We start from the raw sequence: 3,800 nt of genomic DNA, 5'->3' as shown, positions 1-3,800 counted from the left end.
GCTTAGTTAAACTCATCCCCCACCGGATACCGGCTCGCATTCAGGCTCTCTTTGATCTTGCGCAAATGCGGTTGGAAATCCACGCCCCGGCGCAGGGTCATGCCGGTTGCCAGTACATCCAGCACGGTCAGTTGAATGATCCGCGAGGTCATCGGCATGTAGATGTCGGTGTCTTCCGGCAGTGGAATATTCAGGCTCAGGGTGCTGGCCTTGGCCAGGGGCGAGCCCTCAGCGGTCAAGCCCAGCACCGAGGCGCCGTTTTCCCGGGCAATGCGCGCCACTTCCACCAGCTCGCGGGTGCGGCCGGTGTAGGAAATGATCACGAACAGTTCACCGGTATGTGCCACCGACGCAATCATGCGCTGCATCAGCACGTCGGCATGGGCGGTGACGGCCAGGTTGAAACGGAAGAACTTGTGCTGCGCATCCAGCGCGACCGGGGCTGAAGCGCCGAGGCCGAAGAAGTGGATCTGCCGGGCCTGGATCAACAGGTCGACAGCGCGGCTGATCAGGTTCGGGTCCAGGGCCTGCAGGGCGCTGTCCAGGGACGCGATGGCGCTGCCGAAAATCTTCTGGGTATAGGCTTCCGGATTATCGTCCGCCTCGACCGCACGGCTGACGTACGCGGCTCCGCTGGCCAGGCTCTGGGCCAGTTGCAGCTTGAGTTCCGGGTAGCCGCTGACACCGAACGAACGGCAGAAACGGTTGACCGTCGGCTCACTGACCTTCGAGGCCTGGGCGAGGGCGGCGATGCTGAAGCGGGTGGCCTGCTGTGGGTTGAGCAGGATCACCTCGGCGACTTTGCGTTCGGCCTTGTTCAGGTCTTCAAGGCGATTCTGGATCTGTTCCAGTAAATTTCGCACGCGGTCCATATATGTTCCTTGATTCACCTGTAAAAAGCCGCTCGGCTATGCGAATTGAGCCTTTGGTGAGGCCCGGGACGGTGGCCTATCCTACTGATGGCTCCGACTGACCACCACTCGCAATCCATATTTTGCGAAAATGTTGTGGTTATTACTACATTTTCTCTTGAGCGATGCCTTGAAAAAAGGTATTTGTAGCTTAACTTGATAAAAGAACCAACATCATGCCTTCGATTACGGTTGAACCGTGCACCTTTGCCTTGTTCGGCGCCCTTGGCGACCTGGCCCTGCGCAAGCTGTTTCCTGCTCTCTACCAGCTTGACGGTGCAGGCCTGCTGCACGAGGACACGCGCATCATCGCGCTGGCCCGTGAGCCGGGCAGCCAACAGGAGCACCTGGCGTTTATCGCCACGGAGCTGCGCCGCTACGTGGGCGCCAAGGAGCTGGACGAAGCCGTGGTCGAGCGTTTCCTCGCCCGCTTGAGTTACCTGCATGTCGATTTCCTCAAGGCCGATGATTACGTCGCCCTGGCGGAGCAAGCCGGTAGCGCCCAGCGAGTCATCGCCTATTTCGCCACCCCGGCCGCCGTCTACGGCGCCATCTGCGAAAACCTGGCGAAAGTCGGCCTGGCTGAAAATACCCGCGTGGTGCTGGAAAAACCGATCGGCTCGGACCTGGAATCCTCGCGCACGGTCAACGACGCGGTGGCCGAGTTTTTCCCGGAAAACCGCACCTATCGCATCGACCACTACCTGGGCAAGGAAACCGTCCAGAACCTGATCGCCCTGCGATTTGCCAACAGCCTGTTCGAAACCCAGTGGAACCAGAACTACATCTCCCACGTGGAAATTACCGTGGCCGAGAAAGTCGGGATCGAAGGCCGCTGGGGCTACTTCGACAAGGCCGGCCAGCTGCGCGACATGATCCAGAATCACCTGCTGCAGCTGCTGTGCCTGATCGCCATGGACCCGCCAGCCGACCTGTCCGCCGACAGTATTCGCGACGAGAAGGTCAAGGTGCTCAAGGCGCTGGCGCCGATCAGCCCGGAAGGCCTGACCACCCAAGTGGTGCGCGGCCAGTACATCGCCGGCTACAGCGAAGGCAAACCGGTGCCGGGCTATCTTGAAGAGCCGAATTCGAATACCCAGAGCGACACCGAAACCTTTGTCGCCCTGCGCGCCGACATTCGCAACTGGCGCTGGGCCGGTGTGCCGTTTTACCTGCGTACCGGCAAGCGCATGCCGCAGAAGCTGTCGCAGATCGTCATCCATTTCAAGGAACCGTCGCACTACATCTTCGCGCCGGAGCAGCGCTTGCAGATCAGCAACAAGCTGATTATCCGCCTGCAACCGGACGAAGGCATTTCCTTGCGTGTGATGACCAAGGAGCAAGGCCTGGATAAGGGCATGCAGCTGCGCAGCGGTCCGTTGCAGCTGAATTTTTCCGATACCTGGCGTAGCGCACGGATTCCCGATGCCTACGAACGGTTGTTGCTGGAAGTAATGCGCGGCAATCAGAACCTGTTTGTCCGTAAAGATGAAATCGAAGCCGCGTGGAAGTGGTGTGACCAGTTGATCGCCGGGTGGAAAAAATCCGGTGATGCGCCCAAGCCGTACGCGGCCGGGTCCTGGGGCCCCATGAGCTCCATTGCACTGATCACGCGGGACGGGAGGTCGTGGTATGGCGATATCTGATTTGAAACTGCCTCAGGGCGTCAGCGCCCATGAGTACAAGAGCCCGGTGCTGTTGGCCGATGCCTTGGCACTGAATGTGGCCAAGCAGCTGAGTGACGCTATTGATGCTCGCGGCACCGCGACGCTGGTGGTGTCCGGTGGCCGTAGCCCGGTGGCCTTTTTCCAGAACCTGGCCAGGCAAAAGCTCGACTGGTCCAAGGTGGTTGTCACCCTGGCCGACGAGCGCTGGGTGCCGGTCGAGCATGCCGATAGCAATGCCGGGCTGCTCAAGCGCTACCTGCTGCAAGGCCCGGCGGCCAAGGCGCAATTCCTGAGCCTGTACAGCGCCACGGCGAACCTGGAGCTGGCCGCCGAGCAAGCCGATCGTCTGTTGGCAGAGTTGCCGCCGATCGACGTGCTGATACTCGGCATGGGCGATGACGGTCATACCGCGTCGCTGTTTCCCAACAGCCCGAACCTGGCTGAAGCATTGGCAGCCGATGGCACTCGACGCTGCTACCCGATGCTGGCACCGACCGTGCCGCATCAGCGCCTGACCATGAGTCGTGCGCTGCTGGCCTCGGCCGAGATCACTGTTCTATCGATTTCCGGTCAGTCCAAGCTGACCACCCTGAGTGCCGCATTGGCCGGTGACGATGTCGGCGCCATGCCGATTCGCGCGTTTCTGCAACCTACGTTAGAGATTTACTGGTGCCCATGAGCCAAGGATCAGCCGCTATGAAAAACACTCCCCCGACCGTTTCCATGGCGGACAAAGTTGCCCTGATCGACAGCCTCTGCGCCAAGGCGCGGATTCTGCCGGTCATCACCATCGCTCGCGAGCAGGACGTCCTGCCCCTGGCCGATGCCCTTGCCGCCGGTGGCCTGACTGCCCTGGAAGTGACCTTGCGTTCGCAGTTCGGCCTCAAGGCCATCCAGATTCTGCGCGAGCAGCGCCCGGAACTGATGACCGGTGCCGGTACCGTGCTGGATCGCAGCATGCTGGCCGCGGCCGAGGCGGCCGGTTCGCAGTTCATCGTCACGCCAGGCATTACTCGTGACCTGCTGGAAGCCAGTGTCGACAGCCCGATTCCACTGTTGCCGGGGATCAGCAATGCTTCCGGGATCATGGAGGGTTATGGCCTGGGCTATCGCCGTTTCAAGCTGTTCCCGGCGGAAGTCAGCGGTGGCGTCGCGGCGATCAAAGCCCTGGGCGGTCCGTTCGGCGAAGTTAAATTCTGCCCGACTGGCGGCGTTAGCCCGG

The 3,800-nt window shown here is 61.0% G+C and carries 4 protein-coding genes; 3 read left to right on the top strand and 1 reads right to left on the bottom strand.

Going from position 1 to position 3,800, the window contains the following annotated elements; all coding sequences use genetic code 11:
- Positions 1 to 2 precede the first annotated feature (2 nt).
- A complete protein-coding gene (locus UB23_RS16820; protein ID WP_177328568.1) occupies positions 3 to 863 on the bottom strand; it encodes a MurR/RpiR family transcriptional regulator in 861 nt (286 codons plus the stop codon).
- Between the two features lie 224 nt (positions 864 to 1,087).
- Between UB23_RS16820 and zwf the strand changes: the two genes are divergently transcribed.
- The 3 genes from zwf to eda form a co-directional block, all read left to right on the top strand.
- Positions 1,088 to 2,557 (top strand): glucose-6-phosphate dehydrogenase, encoded by a 1,470-nt coding sequence (gene zwf / locus UB23_RS16815; RefSeq protein WP_045060432.1) that lies wholly within the window; start codon positions 1,088 to 1,090, stop codon positions 2,555 to 2,557.
- The gene (gene pgl, locus UB23_RS16810) at positions 2,544 to 3,257 is read left to right on the top strand and encodes a 6-phosphogluconolactonase (RefSeq protein ID WP_045060431.1); all 714 of its coding nucleotides are present in this window, start codon (positions 2,544 to 2,546) and stop codon (positions 3,255 to 3,257) included. Before zwf ends, pgl begins: the two co-directional genes overlap by 14 nt.
- 17 nt (positions 3,258 to 3,274) lie before the next feature.
- Positions 3,275 to 3,800, top strand: a 526-nt coding sequence (eda, locus tag UB23_RS16805) for a bifunctional 4-hydroxy-2-oxoglutarate aldolase/2-dehydro-3-deoxy-phosphogluconate aldolase (RefSeq protein ID WP_045060430.1), incomplete at its 3' end; no start/stop codon positions are given.

Origin of the sequence: Pseudomonas sp. ES3-33 (genome assembly GCF_000952175.1) — a bacterium.
GTDB lineage: Bacteria > Pseudomonadota > Gammaproteobacteria > Pseudomonadales > Pseudomonadaceae > Aquipseudomonas > Aquipseudomonas gregormendelii.
Note: the sequence above shows the minus strand (reverse complement) of the source record. Positions and strands in the feature narration are given on the sequence as shown.